Source organism: Stenotrophomonas genospecies 5 (genome assembly GCF_054473825.1).
This window is the reverse complement of the sequence record NZ_JBTMUW010000001.1, coordinates 3,199,265-3,218,159: the sequence shown is the minus strand read 5'-3', so window position 1 is coordinate 3,218,159 and position 18,895 is coordinate 3,199,265. Positions and strand designations below refer to the sequence as shown.

Genomic DNA, 18,895 nt, shown 5'->3' with positions numbered 1-18,895 from the left:
GAGCTGCCATGACCAAGAATGAACTGTTCGAACGCATCGTCAACATCCTGACCGACAGCTTCGAGATCGAACCGGCCCGGATCACCCCCGAGGCACGTCTCTATGACGACCTGGACATCGACAGCATCGATGCGGTCGACCTGATCGTGCAGCTCAAGCCGCTGCTCGGCCGCAACCTGCAGCCTGAAGCGTTCAAGGCCGTGCGCACCGTGCAGGACATCGTGGATGTCGTGCACCGGCTGCTGCCGGACCAGGCAGCAGCCTGACCGCAGCGCGGGCGGCTCCGCCTTGGCACGCGCGCGTACGGTCGTGGTGGCGGCGATTTCGCTGGCCTACCCGCTGCTCGTCTACCTGGCGATGGGCCGCTTCGAGCCGCGCTGGCTGGCACTGCTGCTGTTCACCCTGGCATTGCTGCGTGCCCTGAGCACGCGCCAGCCGCTGTGGTGGGCTGCTGCAGCCGGTACCGGACTGCTGGCGGTGCTGGCCACCGTGCTCAACCAGGCGCTGCCGCTGAAGCTGTACCCGGCGCTGGTGAACGTGGTGATGCTGTGCGTGTTCGCCATCAGCCTGCGGTTCGGGCCGCCGCTGGTGGAGCGCCTGGCGCGGCTGCAGGAGCCGGACCTGCCACCGTTCGCGGTGGCCTATACCCGCCGCGTCACCCAGGTGTGGTGCGGCTTCTTCGTTCTCAACGGCAGTCTGGCCCTGCTCACCGCGCTGTACGCATCGGATCGGGTCTGGATGCTCTACAACGGATTGTTGGCGTACGTGATGATGGGCGTATTGTTCGCAGGCGAATGGCTGGTGCGGCGACGGGTGAAGGCGGCGCACGCCCATGGCTGAGTGGATTGCCCTGGACCGGCTGCTGCGGGATGCGCGGCCGCAGCGTGCTGTCGGCATCCGCGATGGCGAAGTGGTCGACCATCAGCAATTCCGTCAGCGCGTACTGGCCTGGCGTACGGCGTTTGCCGCCACTGACGGCCGTGACTGGGCGCTGTACTTCGATGATGCCGTGTCGTTCGCCGAGGCGCTGTTCGGTGCCTGGCACGCCGGCAAGCGGGTGTTCCTGGCCGCCGACAACCTGCCCGCCACGCTGCAGGCCCTGCAGCCGCAGGTGAGCGGTTTTGCCGGTGACGTTTCCCGTGATTACCGGCCACTGATGATGGCGGCCGCCGGTGCGCTGGTCGAGCTGGATGCGTTGGACGAGCATGCCTGCGAGCTGTGCGTGTTCACGTCGGGCAGCACCGGCGAACCCACTGCGATCGACAAGCGCCTGGACCAGCTGGCGCGCGAGGTCGATGCGTTGCAGGCCGCGTTCGGCGCACAGCTGGAAGGCGCGCAGGTGCATGGCACGGTGTCGCACCAGCACATCTACGGCCTGCTGTTCCGCGTGCTGTGGCCGCTGGCCGCCGGTCGCCTGATCCATCCGCGGCGGTTCTTCCATGAGGATCTGGTCGCTGCGCTGGCGGGCACGCAGACGGTGCTGGTGGCGACCCCGGCGCACCTCAAGCGCCTGCCTGCGCAGCTGGATTGGGCCAGCCTGCAGGGCCACCTGCGCGCTGTGTTCTCCTCTGGCGGCCCGCTGCCGGAAGAGGCAGCGCGGCAGGTGCGGCAATGGATGGCAGTCGCACCGACCGAGGTCTACGGCAGCAGCGAGACCGGCGGCATCGCCTGGCGTCGCTGGGATACCGATCTTCCGCCCTGGCAGCCGCTTCCGGGGGTGCAGTGGAGAATCGAGGGAGGCTGCCTGGCGGTGGCTTCACCCCATCTGCAGAGCCGCGACTGGTGGTGCACGCAGGATCGGGTGGAAGCGCTGGCCGAGGGTTGCTTCCGCCTGCTCGGCCGCGCCGACCGCATCGTCAAGATCGAAGAGCGCCGCGTTTCGCTCGATGCGCTGGAACGTGCGTTGCGCGACGACGCAGACGTCGATGACGTGCGCGTGCTGGTGCTGCCCGGCCAGCGCGAGCAGCTGGCGGCCGTGGTGGTGCCGGCCGATGCGGCACTGCTTGATGCCGATGATGCCGCGCGCCGCGCGCTGGGCCAGCGGCTGGCCGCGCGCCTGGCACAGAGCCATGACGCCGTGACCCGTCCGCGCCGCTGGCGGCTGGTACCCACGCTGCCGGTGAATGCGCAGGGCAAGGTGACCCAGGCCGCGCTGGTGGCCTTGTTCCAGCCGTCGATGCCGGTGCCGGTATGGGATCGGCGCGAGGCGGCCAGCGCTACCCTGCGCATGACACTGGACCCGGCGCTGCGCCCGTTCCAGGGACATTTCCCGCAGGCCGCGATCCTGCCCGGCGTGGCCCAGGTGGACTGGGCGGTGCGCTTTGCCCGGCAGGCCTTTGCGATGCCGGAGGGGTTCGTGCGCATGGATGCGGTGAAGTTCCAGCATGTGGCGCGTCCGGGCGACGAGCTGACGCTGCATCTGGACTGGGATACCGCACGCAACGTTCTGGTCTTCCGCTATGCCTCCGTGCATGGCGTACATGCCAGTGGCAGGATGGTCTTCGCCGATGCGCAGTGATCCGGCCGATGCCGGTGCCGCGTTCGCGCCACTGGTGGTGATTCCCGTCTACGACCACGAACATGCTGTCGCCGCGGTGGTCGATGGCGTGCAGCGCGCTGGCCTGCCCTGCCTGCTTGTGGACGATGGCTCGCATGCATCATGTGCTTCGGTGCTGCAGGCGCTGGCACAGCGTGAAGGGGTCGATCTGCTGCGTCTGCCGGTCAACCAGGGCAAGGGTGGGGCGATGCTGGCGGGCTTCGCCGAGGCCGCAAGGCGGGGCTGCAGCCACGTGCTGCAGATCGATGCCGACGGCCAGCATGACACCGGCGACCTGCCGCGCTTCATCGCGGCCGCGCGTGCGCGGCAGGACGCGGTGATCTGCGGCATTCCCGCCTACGATGCCAGTGTGCCCAAGGCCCGCCTGTACGGTCGCTACGCAACGCATGTCTGGGTCTGGATCAACACGCTGTCGCTGCATCTGCGCGACACCATGTGTGGTTTCCGTGTCTATCCACTGCCTCCGGTGCTGCGCCTGATGGGCGAAGAGACCATCGGCCGGCGCATGGATTTCGATACCGAAGTGATGGTACGGCTGTACTGGCGGCAGGTGCCGGTGGAACATCTGGCGACGCGGGTGACCTATCCGGCAGACGGTGTCTCGCATTTCGATGTGTGGCGCGACAACGTACGCATCAGCCGCATGCATGCGCGCCTGTTCTTCGGCATGCTCCGGCGCGCACCGCGCCTGCTCTGGCGCCGCCTGCAGGGGCAGGGCTGAGATGGCCGCCCCCCAAGGTGCGCCGCACTGGGCCGACATCGGTGAATCCACATCGGTGGCCGGCGTGTTGTTCCTGTGCTGGGTGCATCGGTGGTTCGGGCGCTGGCCGTTCCGCCTGTGCGTGTGGCCGGTGGTGCTCTGCCACTGGCTGGGCAACCGCGTGGCCCGGCAGGCATCACTGCAGTATCTACAGCGCTTGCAGGCACACAGTGGCGCGCTGGGCCGCGAGCCGACGCGGCGCGACAGCCTGCGCCATTTCTTCGCGTTCGCCGACACCCTGCTGGACAAGATCCTCGGCCTGGGCGGACGCTATCCGCCCGAGCGCATCCAGCTGCGGCGCGATCTGGTGCTGGACAGGATCGCACGCCGCGAAGGCGGGCTGATCCTGACCGCCCACATCGGCTGCCTGGAGTTGTGCCAGGTGCTGGCCGAACAGGTGCCGGGGTTCCGCATCACCGTGCTGGTGCACACCGCGCACGCGCAGCGCTTCAATCGCCTGCTGCAGCGGTTGGACCCGCTGGCAACGGTGGAACTGGTGCAGGTCACCGCGATGGGGCCGGCCACGGCGATGATGCTGTCCGAGCGCGTGGCTGCCGGTGGCTTCGTGGCCATCGTCGGCGACCGCACGCCAGTGCAGGGTGGACGCAGCGTCACCGCGGATTTTCTCGGCCACCGTGCCCCGTTCCCCATCGGTGCCTACGTGCTGGCGGCGGCACTGGGCTGCCCGGTGTACACCATGGCCTGCCTGCATGAAGGCCAGGGGTACCGGGTCGCCTTCGAGCAGTTCGCCGATCGCATCGTGCTGCCGCGTGGCTCGCGGGACGCGGCACTGGCAGGGCAGGCGCAGCGTTTCGCGCAGTGGCTCGAACTGCAGGTCATCCAGTCCCCGCTGGACTGGTTCAATTTCTTCCCCTTCTGGGATCAGGCTCCGCATGACGACTGACGCCGTACCCGTGTGCCGCTTTGGCGACGCACCGTTGACCATCGAAGACGTGGTGGCGCTGGCCCATCGCCAGTGCGAGGCCGCACTGAGCGAGGCCCCGGCCTTCCGTGCCCATATCCAGCGCGGTGCCGATTTTCTCGACCGCCTGCTGCGCGAGGACGGGGTGATCTACGGCGTGACGACCGGCTACGGCGATTCGTGCACGGTGAACATCCCGCCGGCGCTGGTGGCCGAGTTGCCGCACCACCTGTACACCTACCATGGCTGCGGACTGGGCCGTTACCTGGACCCGGCCGAGACCCGCGCGGTGCTGGCTGCCCGTCTGGCGTCGCTGGTGCGTGGCATGTCCGGTGTCAGCGTAGCCCTGCTGGAAGGCCTGGCCACACTGTTGCGGCATGACGTGCTGCCGATGATCCCGGCGGAGGGATCGGTCGGCGCCAGCGGTGACCTGACGCCGCTGTCATACGTGGCGGCGGTGCTGTGCGGCGAGCGCGAGGTCCTGCACGATGGCCGCGTGCAACCGGCTGCCGGAGTACTGGCGAGCATCGGCATGGTCCCGCTGAAGCTGCGGCCGAAGGAAGGCCTTGCGATCATGAACGGCACTGCGGTGATGACCGGCCTGGCCTGCCTGGCCTGGCAGCGTGCCGACTACCTGGCCCGCCTGGCCACCCGCCTGACCGCATTCAACGTGCTGGCCAGCGACGGCAACGCGCACCATTTCGACGAGACCCTGTTCGCGGCCAAGCCGCATCCGGGCCAGGCCCGCATCGCCGCACGGCTGCGCCGCGACCTGCACAGCGAACGGCCGCCGCGCAACGAACAGCGCCTGCAGGATCGTTACTCGCTGCGGTGCGCCCCGCACGTGATCGGCGTGCTGGAAGACAGCCTGCCCTTCCTGCGGCAGCTGATCGAAACCGAGCTGAACAGCGCCAACGACAACCCGCTGATCGATGCCGACGGCGAGCGCATCCTGCACGGCGGCCACTTCTACGGCGGCCATATCGCACTGGCAATGGACACGCTGAAGAACACCGTGGCCAACCTTGCCGACCTGCTCGACCGGCAGCTGGCGCTGGTGGTGGATGCGCGCTACAACCACGGCCTGCCCGCCAATCTGTCGGCGGCTACCGGCCCGCGGGCAGCAATCAACCACGGGCTGAAGGCACTGCAGATCAGCGTCTCGGCGTGGACCGCCGAAGCGTTGAAGCAGACCCTTCCGGCCAGTGTGTTCTCGCGCTCGACCGAATGCCACAACCAGGACAAGGTCAGCATGGGCACCATCGCCGCGCGCGACTGCCTGCGTGTGATCGAACTGACTGAACAGGTGGTGGCGGCGATGCTGATCGCCGCCCGCCAGGGCCTGGCACTGCGCGAGCGGGTTGGCCTGAACGCGCAGCTGCATGGCAGTCTGGCCGACATGTATGTGGACCTGGGGCAGCGCATCGCGCTGGTCGAGGAAGACCGCGCGCTGGATCGCGAACTGCGGGAACTGCTGGTGGAGATCCGCGCGCAACGTTGGGAACTGTATTCCGGTGAATGACCTGGTCTGTGAAATCGAGCTGCGCCCCGCCTTCCACGACTGCGATCCGATGAACGTGGTCTGGCATGGCAACTACTTCAAGTATCTGGAGATCGCCCGGTGTGCGCTGCTGCAGCGCCACGACTACGACTACCCGCAGATGCTCGCATCGGGCTACCTGTGGCCGGTGGTCGACGCGCGCGTGAAATACGTGCGGCCGCTGCTGTTCAACCAGCGGCTGCTGGTGCGTGCACGCATCGTCGAATGGGAGAACCGGCTGAAGATCGACTACGAGATCCTGGATGCGGAGAGCGGCCAGGTGGCCACCCGGGCCATGACCATCCAGGTCGCGGTGGATGCCGCCAGCAAGGAGATGCTGTACCAATGCCCGCCGGTACTGTGGGAACGTCTGGGAGTGCCCGCGCCATGAACATGCTCGCCCGTCTTCCAGGCGTGCTGCTGTGCGCGCTGCTGCTGGTGGCCGCACCGCGTGTACAGGCGGCCGATCCTGCCGTCGACGCGATCACCCAGGCGGTGGCGCGTCCGGAGGTGCTGCGTGGCCAGTTCAGCCAGGAAAAGCAGGTCAGTGGCTTCAGGAATCCGCTGCGCTCGCACGGCCGGTTCGTGGTCGCGCGCCAGCACGGTGTGATCTGGACCACGCTCACGCCGTTCCCCTCCGAGGTGGTGGTCACCGCCGACCGCATCCTCAGCCGCCAGCGCGATGGCAGCACCCGCGTTGAACTCGATGCACGGCAGCAGCCGGCGATGCGCTCGGTGAATGCGATCATGTTCGCGCTGATGAGTGGCGACGTGCAGGCACTCTCCGGTCAGTTCAACGTGGCGGCCAGCCGTGAAGGGCAGGGCTGGCGCCTGCGTTTGACACCGAAGTCGGCGATGCTGGCCAAGGCCTTCGAGTCGCTGACGCTGCAGGGTGACCGCTATGTGCGCCAGGTCGAGATCGTCGAGGCGAACAAGGACCGCACGCAGATCCAGTTCAGCGCGTTGAGTGAAGCCCCCGCCACGCTGAACCCCGACGAGGCGCGCCGCTTTGAGTGACGCCGTGGCGTTGAACGCACCGGACCGGTTGCGGCGTTGGTGGCATTGGCTGGGCATCGCCTGGCTGGTGTTGCTGCTGGTACTGGGCGTGCAGCAGTGGCGCCTGTGGAGCCAGGAACCGCGGATCGATACCGACATCCTCGCGCTGTTGCCGCAGGATGCACATGACCGCCTGTTGAGCGATGTCACCCGGCGCATCGCCGATGGCAGTTCGCGGCAGGTGGTGGTGCTGCTCGGCAGCCAGGATGGCGCCGCCGCCAAGCGGGCGCAGGCCGCGTTCGCTGCGGCCATGGCTGGAGATGCCGAGAGCGCTTTGCTGGTGCCCAGTGGGTCCATTGAAGGCTGGTTCGACGAGGCGCGTGCGTTCTACGCGCCGTATCGCGACCGCCTGCTGACCCCGGCCCAGCGTGACCAGCTGCAGAGCACGGAAACCGGTGCGCTGGCCGAACAGGCACTCGCCGCGCTGTACGGGCCGATGGGTGCGCCGCGGCTCACCGAATGGCGGCAGGATCCGCTGTCATTGTGGCCGCAGTGGTGGCAACAGCAGGCGCAGGGTTCGGGCTTGCGGCTGGGTGATGATGGCCTGCTTGAAGCCGAGGGCAAGCATTGGGCGGCGCTGCAGTTCGATACGCCGGGTTCGGCGTTCCAGCTCGATGGCGAGCGCCATCTTGATGGCCTGCTGGAGCGGGCCGGGAAGGCGGCCAGGGCCGCAGCGCCCGAGCTGGAAATCCTGCATGCCGGCGTGCCGCTGCACGCCGAAGCCGCTGCGGTGCAGGCCAACCGCGAGATCAACACCATCGGTTGGGGCTCACTGGCCGCGGTACTGCTGCTGGTGTGGCTGGCGTTCCGTTCGCTGCGGCCGATCCTGCTGGTGGCCGCGTCGCTGCTGATCGGTTGCGGCGTGGCGCTGGCGGTGACCGTGCTGGTGTTCGGCAAAGTGCACGTGCTGACCCTGGTGTTCGGTGCATCGCTGGTGGGTGTAGCGGAGGACTACGGCATCCACTGGTTTGCGTCGCGCCAGGCCGAACCGGCCGACCGTCGCTGGAAGCTGCTGCGGCATCTGCTGCCCGGCCTGTGGCTGGCGCTGTTGACCAGTGCGCTGGCCTACCTCGCGTTGGGCCTGGCCCCGTTCCCGGGCCTTCGCCAGATGGCGCTGTTCTCGGTGGTGGGCCTGGCAGCAGCGTTCCTCACGGTGATCTTCTGGTTCCCGTGGCTCGACGGTGGCGAGATCCGCCAGACCCGCTTCTCGCACTGGCTGGGCAATACGCTGGAACGTTTCCCGCGCCTGCACGGCCGGCGCCCGGTGGCGATCTTCGTGGTGGCGGCGCTGGCGTTGTCCGCGGTGGGCATCGCGCGCCTGCAGAGCAACGACGACCTGCGCAGCCTGCAGTCGTCTCCACCGGCGCTGATGGCCCAGCAGATCCGCCTGAGCCAGCTGCTGGGCATGCCCAGCCCGGCACAGTTCTACCTGGTGCAGGGCAGCGATGCCGCCCAGCTGTTGCAGCGCGAAGAGGCGTTGACCGAACGCTTGCGTGTACTGGCCGATGACAAGCGCATTGGTGGCTACCGCGCGATCAGTGACTGGCTGCCATCACCGGCCCGGCAGCAGGCCGATGCTGCGCTGACCGCGAAGGTGGAGCCCGGCGTGCTGTCGGCTGTGTCCGAAGCCGTGGGCGAGCCGCTGCAGCGACCGCAGTTTGCCGCAGCGCCGCTCACCGCCGACGCCTTCCTGGCCTCGCCGGCCTCGCAGCCGTTCCGCCACCTGTGGGTGGGTAAGGTCGGTGGGCAGATGATCAGCGTGGTGATGGTCGATGACCTGTCGCGTGCCGATGCTCTGGCCACGCTGGAACGTGCCGCCGAAGGCCTGCCCGGCGTGCGCTGGGTAGACCGAACCTCCGATTTCTCCACGCTGCTGGGCCACTACCGCAAGCTGATGGGCGGGCTGCTGCTGGTCGGCATCGCATTGGTGTTCGGCGCGCTGTGGCTGCGCTATCGCCGCCAGGCCTGGCGCGTGTTCGCCCCGACCCTGATCGCCGGTGCGCTGACCCTGGGCCTGCTGGGCCTGTTCGGCCAGCCGCTGCAGCTGTTCAACGTGCTGGCGCTGATGCTGCTGCTGGGCATGGGCATCGACTATGGCATCTTCCTGATCGAGCATCGTGGCGACGCCAGTGCATGGCTGGCGGTGTGCGTGGGTGCGGCCAGTACCTGGCTGTCGTTCGGCCTGCTGGGCCTGTCGCAGACTCCGGCGCTGCGCGCGTTCGGCCTGACCCTGCTGTTCGGTATCGGGCTGGTCTGGCTGATCTCGCCGCTGTTCCGGCCGCCGCCGCATGATCTGCCGGCGGCCTGAGTCCGCCTTCGGCTCTTCTTCTCTCCCTCTATCGAGCAACAAGGACGCCCCGATGAGTACTGCTGTGGATGCTGTGGAACGCACCGAAATCCTGATCATCGGCGCCGGACCGGCCGGTTCCGTTGCTGCTGCGATGCTGCGCCGGCAGGGTCGCCAGGTGTTGATGATCGAACGCCAGCAGTTCCCGCGTTTCTCGATCGGTGAAAGCCTGCTGCCGCAGAGCATGGAGTACATCGAAGCGGCAGGCCTGTTGCAGGATGTGGTCGAAGCCGGCTTCCAGCACAAGAATGGCGCGGCCTTCGTGCATGGCCAGGCGCGTACCGCATTCGACTTCAGGAAGAAGTTCTCGCCCGGCTGGGGCACCACCTACCAGGTGCAGCGCGCCGACTTCGACAACGTGCTGGCGCGGGGAGCCGAGCGGATGGGTACCACGCTGCGTTTCGGCGACGAGGTGCTGTCGGTCGAGCCGGGCGAGCAGCCTGCCGTCAACGTGCGCCGTCCCGATGGCAGTGAGTACCGCATCGAGGCCGATTTCATCCTCGACGCCTCCGGCTTCGCGCGGTTGCTGCCGCGCCTGCTGGATCTGGAGTCACCCTCCAACTTCCCGGTGCGTGGCGCGATCTTCTGCCACGTGCGTGACAACATTCCGGCCGAAGCGGACTTCGACCGCAACAAGATCCTCATCACGACCCATCCCGAGCACATCGACGTCTGGTACTGGACGATCCCGTTCTCCAACGGCTGCTGCTCGCTGGGCGTGGTGGCCGAGCCCTCGTTCTTTGATCGCTACGAAGGCGACGACCTGCAGAAGCTGCAGGCCATCGTCGGCGAGGATCCGAACCTGACCCGCCTGCTGGCCAATGCCGAATGGGCGGTGCTGCCGGTACGCCGCATCACGGGCTATTCGGCCAATGTCCGTTCGCTGTGGGGCCCGGGCTATGCGCTGCTTGGCAACGCTGGCGAGTTCCTCGACCCGGTGTTCTCCTCGGGCGTGACCATTGCCTTCAAATCGGCGCAGCTGGCCAGTGAGTGCCTGGCGCGCCGTTATGCCGGGCAGGCTGTGGACTGGGAGGCCGAGTTCTCCGTTCCGCTGCGTGCCGGCGTGAAAACCTTCCGTCGTTTCGTCGAAAGCTGGTACCAGGGCGGCTTCCAGAAGATCATCTACCACCCCGACCCGCAGCCGGACGTGCGCGACATGATCAGTTCCATCCTGGCCGGATACGCCTGGGACACCAACAACCCCTACGTGGCCGACCCCAGCGGCCGTCGCATGCGCGTGCTGGAGGAACTGTGCGGCGCCTGATGGCCCTTTCCGCTGCAGTGCTGCTGTGCCTGCTGCTGGTCGCCTGTACCGGGCGCATGCCACGCCCGCAGGTGCAGCTGCCACCGCTGCGGCTGTCGCCGGCCAGCCTGCCAGCGCCGCTGGCACTGCAGCAGCAGCTGCATTTCCGGTTCGGCAGCCATGAGCGCGATCTCGATGCGCTGCTCGAAGCCGACGCACAGCAGGTGCGGCTGGCGGTGCAGGCCATGGGCCAGACCGGCGTGCGCCTGCAGTGGGATGGCCGGCAACTGACCCAGCAGCGTGCGCCGTGGTTGCCGCCGCAGGTGCGTGCCGAACGCGTACTGGATGACCTGCAGTTTGCGTTGTGGCCGACCGCGGCGATCGCTGCGGCATTGCCGGCGGGCTGGGAGGTCAGCGATGACGGCCGCCAGCGCAGCCTGTCCCGCAGCGGTACGGTCTGGCTGCAGCTGCGGCGCCTGGACGATGGCAGCGTCCAGCTGGAGAACCGTGCCGAGGGTTACGCCCTGCGCATCGAATCGATCGACATGGCCGGGCAGGCGCGATGAATACACCGATCTACCTGAACGACCTCGGCCTGGTCTGCGCGCTGGGCGAAGGCCGCGGCGCCGTGGCATCGGCGATGTTCGCCGATGCTCCGGGCGGCCTGAGCGACAACGACCGCCTGCTGCCGGGGCGTACCCTGGCGCTGGGTGAAGTGCGCACGCCACTGCCGACGCTGGAAGACCTGCCGGTATCCCTGCGCGGGCGCAACAATGCATTGCTGGAGGTCGCACTGGCGCAGATCGCGCCTGCGGTGAGCGCGGCCATTGCACGCCATGGCGCCGATCGGGTGGCCGTGGTGCTGGGCACCAGCACCTCCGGCATCGGCGAATCGGAGCAGGCACTGCGGACCCATGCGGAGCAGGGCTGCTGGCCTGAAGGTTTCGATTACGCACAGCAGGAAATGGGCACCACCGCGCAGTTCGTGCGTCAGCGCAGCGGCGCGCAGGGCCCGGCGTGGACCCTGTCCACTGCCTGTTCGTCCAGTGCCAAGGCGCTGATGTCGGCCGCGCGAATGCTGCGTGCCGGCACCGTCGATGCGGTCATCGCCGGGGGGGCCGACTCGCTGTGCCGCTTCACCGTGGCAGGCTTCAATGCGCTCGAATCGGTCTCGGCAGTGCGCTGCAATCCCTTCTCGCAGCATCGTGCCGGCATCAACATCGGCGAGGGCGCTGCGCTGTTCCTGCTGACCCGCGAACCTGGCCCGGTATGCCTGGCCGGATGGGGCGAGTCCGCCGATGCGCATCACATGTCGGCGCCGGATCCGCAGGCCCTTGGCGCCATCGACGCCCTGCAGCAGGCGCTGCATCGTGCCGGCTGGTCGCCCGCCGATGTCGACTACGTGAACCTGCACGGCACTGCCACCGGCCACAACGATGCGATGGAAAGCCTGGCGGTGGCGCAGGTACTGGGCAATGACGTTCCCTGCAGTTCCACCAAGCCACTCACCGGCCACACCCTGGGTGCGTCGGGGGCGATCGAGGCGGCGCTGTGCTGGATCGTGCTTGCCGAGAACTGCCGGCAGCAGCTGCCACCGCACTGGTGGGATGGCATCGCTGATCCGGCTCTGCCGCCGCTGCCGCTGGTGGCGCCGGCCACCTGCCTGGCGCAGCCGCCCCGGCGCGTGCTGAGCAACTCGTTCGCCTTCGGCGGCAGCAACGCCGTGCTGGCACTGGAGCGCGGATGAATACGGTGTATGCCATTGAAGACGTGGTGCCGCACCGGCAGGACATGTGCCTGCTGGAGCGCATCATGCACTGGGACGAGGACGGCATCGAGGCCGAGCTGGTCGTGCCGGCGAGCGGGCTGTTCGTCGAGGATGGGCAGGTGCCGGCCTGGATCGGCATCGAATACATGGCGCAGGCCATCGCGGCCTGGGCCGGCTGCCGTGCACGCGCTGCCGGCAACCGGCCGCAGCTCGGATTCCTGCTGGGCAGTCGCCGTTATGGCAGCCAGCGCAGCGGTTTTCCGGTGGGCAGCCGCCTTCGCGTACAGGCGCGCTGCGAGCTGTTGGGCGACAATGGACTGGGGATGTTCGCCTGCCGGATCCTGGCAGGCGACGAAGAATGGGCGACCGCCAACGTGTCGGTGTACGAACCTGCCGACGCGATGGCCTATCTGGAGAGTGGACAGGCATGACAGGGAATCGGAGCGTGCTGGTCACCGGCGCCAGCCGGGGCATCGGCCGGGCCATCGCGCTGCGCGTCGCGCGCGATGGGTTCGATGTAGCCGTGCACTGCCGCAGCCGCGTGGACGAGGCGCAGGCAGTGGTGGACGAAATCCAGGCACTGGGCCGGCAGGCCCGCGTGCTGGCGTTCGATGTGGCCGACCGGGATGCAGCACGCGGCGCATTGGAGGCCGATGTCGAGGCGCACGGCGCGTACTACGGCGTGGTGTGCAATGCCGGCATCGCCCGCGACGGCGCATTTCCTGCGTTGTCGTCCGAAGACTGGGACCAGGTCATCCACACCAACCTGGACGGCTTCTACAACGTGCTGCATCCGCTCATCATGCCGATGGTGCGGCGGCGCCGGCCCGGTCGCATCGTCACCCTGTCGTCGGTGTCCGGGCTGGCCGGCAACCGCGGCCAGGTCAACTACAGCGCGGCCAAGGCCGGCATCATCGGTGCCACCAAGGCGCTGGCGCTGGAGCTGGCGAGCCGCCAGATCACCGTCAACTGCGTGGCCCCGGGCCTGATCGAGACCGAAATGCTCAACGATGAAGTGGTCGAACACGCCCTGAAGCTGATTCCGGCCGGCCGCGTGGGGCATCCCGATGAGGTGGCCGCAACGGTCGCGTTCCTGCTGTCCGAGCCGGCCGGCTACATCACCCGGCAGGTGATCTCGGTCAACGGGGGCATGCTCTGATGGCCGCTGATCGTCGCGTGGTGGTGACCGGTGCCGCTGCCATCAGTCCGCTTGGCCACGACTGGCCCACCATCCACGCGCACCTGCGCAGCTGCCGCAACGCAGTGCGCACCATGCCGGAATGGGACGTCTACGCGGGCCTGAACACCAAGCTGGCCGCGCCCGCGCAGGACTTCACGCTGCCGCCGAACTACAACCGCAAGACCACCCGCTCGATGGGCAAGGTCGCGATCATGTCGGTGCGCGCCACCGAGATGGCCCTGCGCGAGGCCGGCCTGCATGAGCATCCGGTGCTGCGCAGCGGCCGCACCGGCGTGGCCTACGGTTCGTCCTCCGGCAGCCACGAAGCGACCGGCGAGTTCGGCCGCATGCTCAACGAGTTCACGACCGATGGCATCAGTGCCACCACGTACCTGAAAATGATGAGCCATACCGCGCCGGTCAACATCGGCGTGTTCTTCGGCCTGTCCGGGCGTGTCTACACCACCTCCAGCGCCTGCACGTCAGGCAGCCAAGGCGTCGGAGCGGCGTATGAAGCCATCCGCAGCGGCAAGCAGACGGTGATGGTGGCCGGCGGTGCCGAGCAGCTCGACGCCACCGCTGCAGCGGTGTTCGACACCCTGTTCGCCACCAGCGTGCGCAACGATGCGCCGCAGTCGACGCCGCGGCCCTTCGATGCAGGCCGCGACGGCCTGGTACTGGGCGAGGGCGCCTGCACGCTGATCCTGGAGGACATGGAGCACGCCCTCGCACGCGGTGCGTCCATCCTTGCCGAGGTGGTCGGCTACGGAACCAACAGCGACGGCCAGCACGTCACCCAGCCCAGCGCCGACACCATGGCCCAGGCCATGCGCCTGGCCCTGGAGGACGCCGGGCTCGACGCGGCGCGGATCGACTACGTCAACGCCCACGGCACCGCCACCGATCACGGCGACATCGCCGAGACACAGGCCACCGCGCAGGTGTTCGGCAGCCGCGTACCGATCAGCTCGCTGAAGAGCTACGTCGGGCATATGCTCGGCGCGTGCGGAGCGTTCGAAGCCTGGCTGAGCATCGAGATGATGCGTGCCGGCTGGTTCGCGCCGACCCTCAACCTGGCCGAGGTCGATCCGCGCTGCGGCCAGCTGGACTTCATCACCGGGCACGGCCGCGATCTGCAGGCCGAGTACGTGATGAGCAACAACTTCGCCTTCGGCGGCATCAATACCTCGCTGGTATTCCGCCGCTGGAGCGAATGACCCCCGCACCCCATCCGCACCACCCCCAACGCACCCCGGACAAGGAGATGTTTCGATGCGCCGCACCCTGATGATCGCCAGTGCCACCCTTCTGCTGGCTGTGACTGCCACGGCTTCCGCCCGTGACACCCGAGTCGAGCAGTCCCTGCAGGAACTTGTCAGCTCGCAGGCCGCCCGCGATGCCGGCATCGATGGCAGCGTGCGCTTCTATCTGGCCGGGCAGCCGGTCAGCGTGCAGCAGCGTCTGGGTGAAGACGTCACCAACCGGAAGACCAACGCCGCCAACAAGAGCGATGCCGAAGCCTGCCGCTGGGTGGCGCTGTCGGCGCTGCGCGCACTGCAGGACGGCGCCCGCTCGCGTGGCGCCAATGCGGTGGTCGACATCGTCAGCTACTACAAGAAGAACGAGTTCAGGAGCGCGAGCAACTACGAGTGCTGGGCGGGCACGTTCGTGGCCGGCGTCGCCCTGAAGGGCACCTACGCCAAGGTCAAGTAAGCATCCGTGTGGCGGCGGCCGAGGCTGAACGCCGCCGCCACATTGCTGAACCCCGCCGGGGAAACGCCGTCGATCCTGCCGGCATCGTCGGCCGACGGCTTTCCCCGGTGTCGGCTTTCCGACACAATCAGGGCTCTTCCCGGGTTATCGTCCCGTGGACATGCACGCCTACGTCTATAAAAGCCAACTCAAGCCGGACACCTTCGTCTACGTTCCCCGACGCGATGACTTCAGCGCGCTGCCTGCGCCGCTGGTGGCGTCGCTGGGCACGCTCACCTTCGTCCTGGACGTGGCCCTGGAGCCGCAGCGCCGCCTCGCCCAGGCCGATCCGGCCAAGGTGCGCAGCGAAATGAGCGAACGCGGGTTCTACCTGCAGGTGCCGCCGTCGGTGACCAGCATGATGCCGCGCCACAATGACTGAGCTTTCCCGTCCGCGCGCCCTGTCGATCGCCTTCGTCCTGGGTGCCCTGCTGGCGCTGGGTGCCGCCGTCGGCGGCCTGCCGGGGGCGGTGCTTGCTGCGCTGGCGCAGCCGGCGTATGCCCTGGGCATTTCGTGGTGGCGGCGCAGCCGTGCGGTACTGCCGCCGAAGTTGATCGCGCAGCAGGACCTGCCGGCCCTGCTGGCGCTGTGGACCGCCGCGCCGGTACTGCTGGCCCTGCTGCTGGCCTGGCCGCTGGCGGCACTGCGCGACAGCGGCAGCCTGGCGGCGGTGCTCGGGCTGAGCGTGCTGGTCAGTGCCGGTTTGCTGGCGGCCTGGCGTACGTGGCCGCTGTGGAATGATGTCGAGCGGCTGGATGGCAGCCTGGCGCAGCACTGGCAGGCGTTGGCCGGCCGTGACCTCACCGCCTGGCGTGGCCTTGTCGTGGCCGCGCTGGTGATCGCGCTGGCCGCACTGGTGGTGTTGCCGGCATGGCCAGGGCTGCTGCCGGAAAGCGCGCGCTGGCCCGCCACGTTGACCGTGCTGCTGGGGTCGCCGTTGCTGCATCTGCTGCTGCAGCGGGTCGCACCGGCGCCACTGGTGTCGCTGCGCGTGAACCCGGGCCCGCTGGCCGATGCCGGTGCGACACACGCGCCGCTGTTCCCCGCTGCCAGCGAGACCACGCCGCTGGAGGCGATGGCCCCGCAGGAACTGACGCCTGCGCTGCATGAAGCGGCGCGCCACGGTCGCATCGACCGGGCGCTGCAGCTGCTGCAGGCCGGCGCGGACCCGCACGCGTTGCCGGACCCGAACTGGCGTGATCAGCGCAGCCTGGCGGTACTGGCGGCGGTGTTGCCGGACCTGCGCCTGCTGCGTGAACTGATTGCCCGCGGGGTCGATGTGAACGCGCCGCACCGGGGCATGACGCCGCTGCTGGCGGCCACCCGCGACAGCTGGCATGGTCGCCCCGAAGCCGTGATGACCCTGCTGGCCAATGGCGCCGATTCTCGCGCTACCGACAGCGAGGGCAACACGCCGCTGCACCACGCGGCTCGAAGCTCCGACCCCGGCGTTGCCGCGCTGCTGCGCGATGCCGCGGCCGAAGTGGATGCACTCAACCACGAGGGCTGGTCCCCGCTGGCCGTGGCCTGCCAGGTAGGCAACTGGCGCCTGGCCCGCTTCCTGCTCGAACGCGGTGCCCGCACCGAGCCGGCGGACGGCACGCCGGTCCTGCTCGCCGCAGCCGCCACCGAAGACGATGATCCGGCCGGCGTGCAGCTGCTGCTCAAGCACAAGGCGCGTGCGGATGCGCGCGACCGCCAGCGTCGCAGCGCACTGCACGAAGCGGCCCTGGCCGGCCACGTTGAAATCATCGGCGTGCTGCTCGCTGCCGGTGCAAACCTGGAAGCACGCGACGCGCTCGGTCGCACGCCGTGGCTGGAGGCCGCGCGTGCCGGTCGCGCCGCCGTCATCGAACACCTCCTGCCGCACAAGCCCGACCTGGTGGCTGTCGATGGCGAGGGCCGCAACGCGGTGCAGCTGGCGGCCATGGCCGATACGGTTTCGCCCCTGCTGGTCAAGCGCCTGGTCGAACTGGGCATCACCGCCGATGCGGCCGATCCGGTCGGTCGGCGTGCGGTCGACTACGCGGCCGAAGCCGGTCGCTGGGCCATCGTCGCGCTGCTTGATCCGTCCTATCCGCTGCCTGCGGCGGTCAGCGATGGCCTGGCCGAGCGCGGTGAGGCCGCCAGCGCCAGTGGCCTGCTGCCTGATCGGCCGCCGCTGACCCTGCTGCGTGAAGCACTGGGCTTCGGCAACACCGACGGCATGGCCGCCCTGGCCAGGCTGTGCCAGCCGCAGGAGCTGGGCAGCCTGCTGCTGGATCCGGAGCTGGCGCTGGAGCCGCGTGCCGTGGATTGGCTGCTGGCCCATGGTGCCGATCCCTATGTGCGAGATGCCTGCGCCGACACGCCGATGTTCGCGCTGCTGTCGCGCGGCGTCGATGCGGTGCCGGCGCTGCAGGTCATGCTGCAGCATGGCCTGTCGCCGGCCGGCCGCGGCGGCCTGGCCCGTTTCCTGGCCGCCTGCGCGCAGCACGATCAGGCGGCCCGCGGACTGGAACAGCTGGCGCTGGAACTGCTGGAGCGGGGTGCTGATCCGTTCGCCGCATCGCCGGCAGGCGATCCGCCGCTGTCGTTGGCGGTGCGCCTGGGCTGGCTGCGCCTGCAGCAGGCCCTGCTCAAGACTGGTGTCGACCGTGAGGCGCGCGACAGCCATGGCATGACCGCCCTGCACCTGGCGACCGCGCTGGCCCGGGAAGGTGCGCTGAAGCTGCTGGTACAGCACGGCGCCTCGCCGGAGGCACGCGCCGCCGATGGCCAGACCCCCCTGGGTGTGGCGCTGTCGAGTGGTCGTCGTGATCTGGCCGACTGGCTGGACTGGCGGGTGTGGCCACTGCCACGCCGTACCCTGCGCGATGCCGACCTGCCCTCTGCGGCGATGGCCGGCGATGTCGATGCGGTGCGTCGCCTGATCGATCTGGGGTTCGCCGTTGATGCCGTGGATGCGCAGGGCTGCACGGCGCTGCTACGTGCCGCCGGCGGCGGCCATCTGGCGGTGACCGACCTGCTGCTGGCACGGGGCGCCGATCCGCAGCACGCAGCGGCCAGCGGCGCAACGCCGTTGTCGGCCGCGGTCAGTATGCGCCAGGTCGAGATCGTGTCGGCCCTGCTCGATGCCGGTGCCAAGCTCGAACACCGGCTGCCGGGGGGAGTGACCGTGCTGATGCTGGCCTCCGCGCTGGGCCTGCCGGACATCGCTGCGCGCCTGCTGACCGCAGGTGCCGATGTACACGCCGGAGACGCGCAGCAACTGGGCCCGCTGCACTGCGCGGCCCTGTACGGCTTCAGCGCACGTGACCGCCCGCGGTTGCTGGCGTTGCTGGACACGCTGCTGCTGGCCGGTGCCGAACCGGACCAGGCCGCCGCCGGTTCGGTCACACCGCTGCTGCTGCTGCTGGGAGCGCGCGCCGAGCCGGGTACGGCCTGCGACGAGCAGGTGGTGATGGCCGCGGTGGAGCGTCTGCTGGAAGAGGATGTCAGCCTGGACGTGCGCGATCCGCGTGGTTTCGGCCCGCTGCACCTGGCGGCGCTGCACGGCCTGCCGCTGCTGGTACAGCGCCTGCTGCGTGCCGGCGCCGACCCAGACGTGCGGGACAGCCTGAACCGCAGTCCGCGCGAGATCGCCGTGATGCGTGGCTTCATCGACGTTGCCGGCGAGTTCGAGCCGCGCGTACCGGGCGTGTCCTCGATGGCCCGGTTCCTGCGCGACAACGGCTGAGAATCGGGGGTCAGAACCCTTTCCGTTGGAAAGGGCTCTGACCCCGATCAT

18 protein-coding genes are annotated in these 18,895 nt (G+C 68.8%); all 18 read left to right on the top strand.

Going from position 1 to position 18,895, the window contains the following annotated elements; all coding sequences use genetic code 11:
- The first annotated feature begins 8 nt into the window (after positions 1 to 8).
- The 18 genes from ACX9OW_RS14760 (at position 9) to ACX9OW_RS14675 (ending at position 18,844) form a co-directional block, all read left to right on the top strand.
- On the top strand, positions 9 to 266 hold the full coding sequence (locus ACX9OW_RS14760) for an acyl carrier protein (protein ID WP_053518073.1): 258 nt from the start codon (positions 9 to 11) through the stop codon (positions 264 to 266).
- Between the two features lie 22 nt (positions 267 to 288).
- The gene (locus ACX9OW_RS14755; RefSeq protein WP_053518075.1) at positions 289 to 840 is read left to right on the top strand and encodes a COG4648 family protein; all 552 of its coding nucleotides are present in this window, start codon (positions 289 to 291) and stop codon (positions 838 to 840) included.
- The gene (locus ACX9OW_RS14750; protein WP_459062437.1) at positions 833 to 2,518 is read left to right on the top strand and encodes an AMP-binding protein; all 1,686 of its coding nucleotides are present in this window, start codon (positions 833 to 835) and stop codon (positions 2,516 to 2,518) included. The genes ACX9OW_RS14755 and ACX9OW_RS14750 overlap by 8 nt, the downstream gene beginning before the upstream one ends.
- Positions 2,508 to 3,278, top strand: coding sequence for a glycosyltransferase family 2 protein (locus ACX9OW_RS14745; protein ID WP_053518077.1), 771 nt, complete (start codon positions 2,508 to 2,510; stop codon positions 3,276 to 3,278). The genes ACX9OW_RS14750 and ACX9OW_RS14745 overlap by 11 nt, the downstream gene beginning before the upstream one ends.
- Position 3,279: 1 nt before the next feature.
- Positions 3,280 to 4,221 carry an LpxL/LpxP family acyltransferase gene (locus tag ACX9OW_RS14740; RefSeq protein ID WP_053518078.1) on the top strand — a complete coding sequence of 314 codons (942 nt, stop codon included), beginning with the start codon at positions 3,280 to 3,282 and terminating at the stop codon, positions 4,219 to 4,221.
- Positions 4,211 to 5,761 carry an HAL/PAL/TAL family ammonia-lyase gene (locus ACX9OW_RS14735; RefSeq protein WP_065181425.1) on the top strand — a complete coding sequence of 517 codons (1,551 nt, stop codon included), beginning with the start codon at positions 4,211 to 4,213 and terminating at the stop codon, positions 5,759 to 5,761. Before ACX9OW_RS14740 ends, ACX9OW_RS14735 begins: the two co-directional genes overlap by 11 nt.
- Entirely contained in the window at positions 5,754 to 6,170 is a 417-nt protein-coding gene (locus ACX9OW_RS14730; RefSeq protein WP_414488004.1) for an acyl-CoA thioesterase, read from the top strand. The genes ACX9OW_RS14735 and ACX9OW_RS14730 overlap by 8 nt, the downstream gene beginning before the upstream one ends.
- Positions 6,167 to 6,796: an outer membrane lipoprotein carrier protein LolA gene (locus ACX9OW_RS14725; protein ID WP_065174273.1), complete on the top strand. Its 630-nt coding sequence runs from the start codon at positions 6,167 to 6,169 to the stop codon at positions 6,794 to 6,796. Before ACX9OW_RS14730 ends, ACX9OW_RS14725 begins: the two co-directional genes overlap by 4 nt.
- Positions 6,789 to 9,143 (top strand): MMPL family transporter, encoded by a 2,355-nt coding sequence (locus ACX9OW_RS14720; protein WP_197600224.1) that lies wholly within the window; start codon positions 6,789 to 6,791, stop codon positions 9,141 to 9,143. Before ACX9OW_RS14725 ends, ACX9OW_RS14720 begins: the two co-directional genes overlap by 8 nt.
- Positions 9,144 to 9,195: 52 nt before the next feature.
- A complete protein-coding gene (locus ACX9OW_RS14715) occupies positions 9,196 to 10,446 on the top strand; it encodes an NAD(P)/FAD-dependent oxidoreductase (RefSeq protein ID WP_065181428.1) in 1,251 nt (416 codons plus the stop codon).
- Positions 10,446 to 10,991, top strand: a complete 546-nt coding sequence (locus ACX9OW_RS14710) for a DUF3261 domain-containing protein (RefSeq protein ID WP_219631760.1) — start codon at positions 10,446 to 10,448, stop codon at positions 10,989 to 10,991. Before ACX9OW_RS14715 ends, ACX9OW_RS14710 begins: the two co-directional genes overlap by 1 nt.
- Positions 10,988 to 12,172, top strand: a complete 1,185-nt coding sequence (locus tag ACX9OW_RS14705) for a beta-ketoacyl-[acyl-carrier-protein] synthase family protein (RefSeq protein ID WP_277381199.1) — start codon at positions 10,988 to 10,990, stop codon at positions 12,170 to 12,172. Before ACX9OW_RS14710 ends, ACX9OW_RS14705 begins: the two co-directional genes overlap by 4 nt.
- Positions 12,169 to 12,624: an ApeP family dehydratase gene (locus ACX9OW_RS14700; protein ID WP_053518092.1), complete on the top strand. Its 456-nt coding sequence runs from the start codon at positions 12,169 to 12,171 to the stop codon at positions 12,622 to 12,624. The genes ACX9OW_RS14705 and ACX9OW_RS14700 overlap by 4 nt, the downstream gene beginning before the upstream one ends.
- Positions 12,621 to 13,352, top strand: a complete 732-nt coding sequence (locus tag ACX9OW_RS14695; protein WP_053518094.1) for a 3-ketoacyl-ACP reductase FabG2 — start codon at positions 12,621 to 12,623, stop codon at positions 13,350 to 13,352. The genes ACX9OW_RS14700 and ACX9OW_RS14695 overlap by 4 nt, the downstream gene beginning before the upstream one ends.
- Complete coding sequence (locus tag ACX9OW_RS14690) at positions 13,352 to 14,590, top strand: beta-ketoacyl-ACP synthase (RefSeq protein ID WP_065174278.1); 1,239 nt, start codon at positions 13,352 to 13,354, stop codon at positions 14,588 to 14,590. The genes ACX9OW_RS14695 and ACX9OW_RS14690 overlap by 1 nt, the downstream gene beginning before the upstream one ends.
- Before the next feature lie 55 nt (positions 14,591 to 14,645).
- Positions 14,646 to 15,086 carry a hypothetical protein gene (locus tag ACX9OW_RS14685; protein WP_053518098.1) on the top strand — a complete coding sequence of 147 codons (441 nt, stop codon included), beginning with the start codon at positions 14,646 to 14,648 and terminating at the stop codon, positions 15,084 to 15,086.
- Between the two features lie 160 nt (positions 15,087 to 15,246).
- Positions 15,247 to 15,507, top strand: coding sequence for a YcgL domain-containing protein (locus ACX9OW_RS14680; RefSeq protein WP_053518100.1), 261 nt, complete (start codon positions 15,247 to 15,249; stop codon positions 15,505 to 15,507).
- Positions 15,500 to 18,844, top strand: coding sequence for an ankyrin repeat domain-containing protein (locus ACX9OW_RS14675; protein WP_346480497.1), 3,345 nt, complete (start codon positions 15,500 to 15,502; stop codon positions 18,842 to 18,844). The genes ACX9OW_RS14680 and ACX9OW_RS14675 overlap by 8 nt, the downstream gene beginning before the upstream one ends.
- The last annotated feature ends 51 nt before the right edge of the window (positions 18,845 to 18,895 follow it).

What these genes read in the sequence shown, in the direction of transcription:
- ACX9OW_RS14675 (WP_346480497.1), top strand. Translation starts at nt 15,500, where the DNA reads ATGACTGAGCTTTCCCGTCCGCGCGCCCTGTCGATCGCCTTCGTCCTG.
- ACX9OW_RS14740 (WP_053518078.1), top strand. Translation starts at nt 3,280, where the DNA reads ATGGCCGCCCCCCAAGGTGCGCCGCACTGGGCCGACATCGGTGAATCC.
- ACX9OW_RS14680 (WP_053518100.1), top strand. Translation starts at nt 15,247, where the DNA reads ATGCACGCCTACGTCTATAAAAGCCAACTCAAGCCGGACACCTTCGTC.
- ACX9OW_RS14710 (WP_219631760.1), top strand. Translation starts at nt 10,446, where the DNA reads ATGGCCCTTTCCGCTGCAGTGCTGCTGTGCCTGCTGCTGGTCGCCTGT.
- ACX9OW_RS14690 (WP_065174278.1), top strand. Translation starts at nt 13,352, where the DNA reads ATGGCCGCTGATCGTCGCGTGGTGGTGACCGGTGCCGCTGCCATCAGT.
- ACX9OW_RS14745 (WP_053518077.1), top strand. Translation starts at nt 2,508, where the DNA reads ATGCGCAGTGATCCGGCCGATGCCGGTGCCGCGTTCGCGCCACTGGTG.
- ACX9OW_RS14760 (WP_053518073.1), top strand. Translation starts at nt 9, where the DNA reads ATGACCAAGAATGAACTGTTCGAACGCATCGTCAACATCCTGACCGAC.
- ACX9OW_RS14705 (WP_277381199.1), top strand. Translation starts at nt 10,988, where the DNA reads ATGAATACACCGATCTACCTGAACGACCTCGGCCTGGTCTGCGCGCTG.
- ACX9OW_RS14725 (WP_065174273.1), top strand. Translation starts at nt 6,167, where the DNA reads ATGAACATGCTCGCCCGTCTTCCAGGCGTGCTGCTGTGCGCGCTGCTG.
- ACX9OW_RS14715 (WP_065181428.1), top strand. Translation starts at nt 9,196, where the DNA reads ATGAGTACTGCTGTGGATGCTGTGGAACGCACCGAAATCCTGATCATC.
- ACX9OW_RS14695 (WP_053518094.1), top strand. Translation starts at nt 12,621, where the DNA reads ATGACAGGGAATCGGAGCGTGCTGGTCACCGGCGCCAGCCGGGGCATC.
- ACX9OW_RS14735 (WP_065181425.1), top strand. Translation starts at nt 4,211, where the DNA reads ATGACGACTGACGCCGTACCCGTGTGCCGCTTTGGCGACGCACCGTTG.
- ACX9OW_RS14750 (WP_459062437.1), top strand. Translation starts at nt 833, where the DNA reads ATGGCTGAGTGGATTGCCCTGGACCGGCTGCTGCGGGATGCGCGGCCG.
- ACX9OW_RS14685 (WP_053518098.1), top strand. Translation starts at nt 14,646, where the DNA reads ATGCGCCGCACCCTGATGATCGCCAGTGCCACCCTTCTGCTGGCTGTG.
- ACX9OW_RS14700 (WP_053518092.1), top strand. Translation starts at nt 12,169, where the DNA reads ATGAATACGGTGTATGCCATTGAAGACGTGGTGCCGCACCGGCAGGAC.